General features: G+C 58.4%; 2 protein-coding genes and 1 pseudogene. All 3 read left to right on the forward strand.

The window, feature by feature from the left end; translation table 11 throughout:
• Positions 1-954: nucleoside monophosphate kinase (locus ABX749_RS26845; protein WP_372898719.1), on the forward strand; the 954-nt coding region annotated here is incomplete at its 5' end.
• A 328-nt stretch (positions 955-1,282) separates the two neighbouring features.
• On the forward strand, positions 1,283-2,707 hold the full coding sequence (locus ABX749_RS26850; protein ID WP_372898720.1) for a sulfatase: 1,425 nt from the start codon (positions 1,283-1,285) through the stop codon (positions 2,705-2,707).
• Positions 2,708-2,724: 17 nt separating this feature from the next.
• Positions 2,725-3,335: pseudogene (locus tag ABX749_RS26855) on the forward strand (hypothetical protein); the annotation flags it as partial.

A 3,335-nucleotide genomic window follows, 5' to 3' on the forward strand; every position in this document is an offset into this window, starting at 1 on the left:
ACGGCTCCGCCGACCGAGTCGGAATCCGGTACCGTTTCGAGCCTTGGCTATTGGAATGGCAAGATGGCGTGGGATCGTGCCGATGGCAAAAGTGCTCGAAGTCCTGCTCTGTCCTATTCCAACAGTTACAAGTCCTGGCGAATTTGTCGACTCGATGGTCATCTCGCCTACGACATGACCTGCGACGATGAACTGCCGCCGACCGATAGACAATGGCACGTTTACAAGAAAGGCGTCGCTCCGGCTCCCAAGGTCGTGGTGCATCACTGCGACCCACGACTCCCCTGTCCCAAGGCGAATGTCGTTTTCGTTTTGGGAGGTCCGGGGGCGGGGAAAGGAACGATGTGCGAACTCGCCGAGTCGCAACTCGGCTGGACTCACTTGTCCGCCGGCGATCTGCTGAGGGCCGAGCGTGAAGCGGGAGGCCCGACCGCTGCGATCATCAACGAGGTCATTCGCGACGGAAAGTTGGCGCCGGATGAAATCATCGTCAGTCTGCTGAAGAAATCGATGGAGACGATTACCCGAACGACCGGCAAGAAGAACTTTCTGTTGGATGGCTTTCCCCGCTCGCTGGGCAACCTCGAAGGCTGGTACGACATCTTCGGTCGAGAGGCGGAGTTGCCAAAGATGCTGTACTTCGAGTGCCCTTACGATGTTTTGCGGCAGCGTATTCTCGGCCGAGCCAAGTACACCGGCAGACGCGACGACAATGTTGAGAGTTTGAAGAAGCGATTTGATACGTTCAAGGCACAGACGCTGCCGACCGTTGAACTGTTCAAAAGCCAAGGCAAGTGCGTTGAGATCGACACGAGCCAAAGTCGCCAAGCGGTTTATGACGAAGTCGTCAGCCATCTGGCTGAGCACACCGACAAAGAATTTGTGGCCAAGCCGCTCACCGAGAGAGCGGAGATGCTGCTCGGATTAAGGCCCTATCCCAAGCAGAAGGCCTGAGCAGGTTGCTTGCGGCGCATCGCCACGAAGGTCGACGGCGTGCCACACGCATCGATCATGCTCAACCGCGTCACACCGAGAGATCCACCGTCACACCGAGAGATCCACCGGGCGTCGAGGGTGAGGTGCCGGTCGGATTTGACTTGGGGGACCGGAGAGAAGAAACTAGGAGCAGGAAAGGTACCCGGTTTCTTGCCGCCAGGGGATCACCACGCGGATTTCAGACAGCGATCCTCTGGTTTTTTCATGCGCGGAGGTCACCCGCGATGGCACCAACCGGGTTCGAGACGACCGTCCGGCGTCCACACTTTAATGAACGGGATTCAACATGCTTCACTTCCTTGTTTTGACGCAGGCCGGTTGCCGCCGGTCATGCCCCGTCGATGTGCGACGCAGACTCGCTGCGCTGGCTTTGGGAATCGCCGCGACGCTGATCGCGTCCATTCTTTCGCCGACGATTCTGCAGGCCGAATCAGAAACGCGTCCCAACCTTGTTTTGATTCTGGCTGATGATTTGGGTTACGGCGACGTCAGTTATCAGGGCGCGCCGGATTTAAAAACGCCCAACCTGGATCGATTGGCCGCCGAAGGGATCACGTTTACCGGCATGCGTGCCAATTGCACCGTTTGCTCTCCGACCCGCGCCGCGATCATGACCGGACGCTACGCCGATCGGGTCGGTGTGCCGGGAGTCATCCGGACCGTGCCGGCCAACTCGTGGGGACACCTCGCCCCCGGCGTGCCGACGATCGCCGATCGGCTGGGCGATGTCGGGTATCACTCCGCGATCATCGGCAAGTGGCATTTGGGATTAGATTCGCCCAACACCCCGAACGAACGTGGATTTGATCTGTTCCACGGTTTTCTGGGCGACATGATGGATGACTACTACGACCACCGCCGCGGCGGCATCAATTTCATGCGTCGAAATTCGCAGGAGATCGATCCGGAAGGGCACGCGACGGAGTTGTTCACGCAGTGGGCGATCGACTATTTGAACCGTCGCAGCCAATCGCCCGAGCAGCCCTTCTTTCTTTATCTGCCGTACAACGCGCCGCACTTTCCCATCCAGCCGCCCCAAGAGTGGCTCGACCGAACGAAGGCCCGTTACCCGGACATGGAAGACAAACGGGCCCGCAACGTGGCATTCGTCGAACACCTCGATTACAACCTGGGCAGATTCCTCACGCACCTGGACAGTCTCGGCTTTCGCGACAACACCGTGGTCGCGTTCACGTCTGACAACGGCGGATCGCTTCCGCACGGACAGCGGAATCTGCCCTGGCGCGACGGAAAACAGAGCCATTATGACGGCGGGTTGAAGGTCCCGTTCATCATTCGGCCGCTGGACAAACGCCTTGCCGGAACCAAATCCGACTATGCTGGGTTGACCTTTGACCTGACGGCGACATGCTTGGACTTGGCCGGCGCCCCGCGTGACGCGGAATCGGACGCGGTCAGCCTGATGCCGATTTTGCAAGGCGATCTAATGCCGGACGACTCTCGTGAACTTTATTTTGTGCGACGTGAAGGCAACCAACGCTACGTGGGTGGCGCGTATCACGCCCTCATCCGGGGGAAATGGAAATTGATGCAGAACGACCCGTTCTCGCCGCTGGAACTGTATGATCTGGAAGCCGACCCACACGAAGAACACAATGTGATTGAAACGAATCCGAAAATCGTCGGTCAGCTGAAGCGTTCGCTTCAGGCACACATCCAGCGCGGCGGACGTGTCGCTTGGCAACCGTAACTCGCAGGCCGACTCCGATGATCCAGCCCGCATTGATTGCGTTGATTCGCGACGGGGAAACGACGATTTACATTGATCCGTTCGGATCGGTGTGTTTCGCTCGGCAATTGATTTGGGGCCAAGACGCGTTGGAGCAATGGCTCGCCGGACGCCAACCGGTCCATCAATTCGACACCGATTGCGAGGCCGGCGCGGTGATCGATTTTGATGCCCAGGCGTTGCTTTGGTACAGCGAAGAAGAGCCGGTTGATCAGCCTCGAACGATCCAATTGCTCGACACGCTGATCGCCGAAGCGTGGCATGGATTCGAGATCTTGTACGCCGACGGGATGTGCGATCTGCAGATTGCCGCCGGCGATTCGATCAGCCACGCCAGCCAGCAACGGCTGCGGGTGGTCGATGAGAGCGTCGATCCGCTGGAATGTCGCAGTGAGACGCTCGACGAGGAGTCTCCGCATTGCGAACAGTTTGACCTCGATGACGAAGGTGAGCGTTTCGCTTGGGTGACGATTCTGGATCAAGACCAGTTGATCCACCATCGCTTGATCGGAGAGATCACCTCGGACGTGATTCGAAACGAAGACGATCCGTTGTCGCGACTGAAATCGCTTCCCGCCTACGACGTGCC

The organism is Stieleria sp., from assembly GCF_041595215.1.
In the GTDB taxonomy this organism is placed as follows: domain Bacteria; phylum Planctomycetota; class Planctomycetia; order Pirellulales; family Pirellulaceae; genus Stieleria; species Stieleria magnilauensis.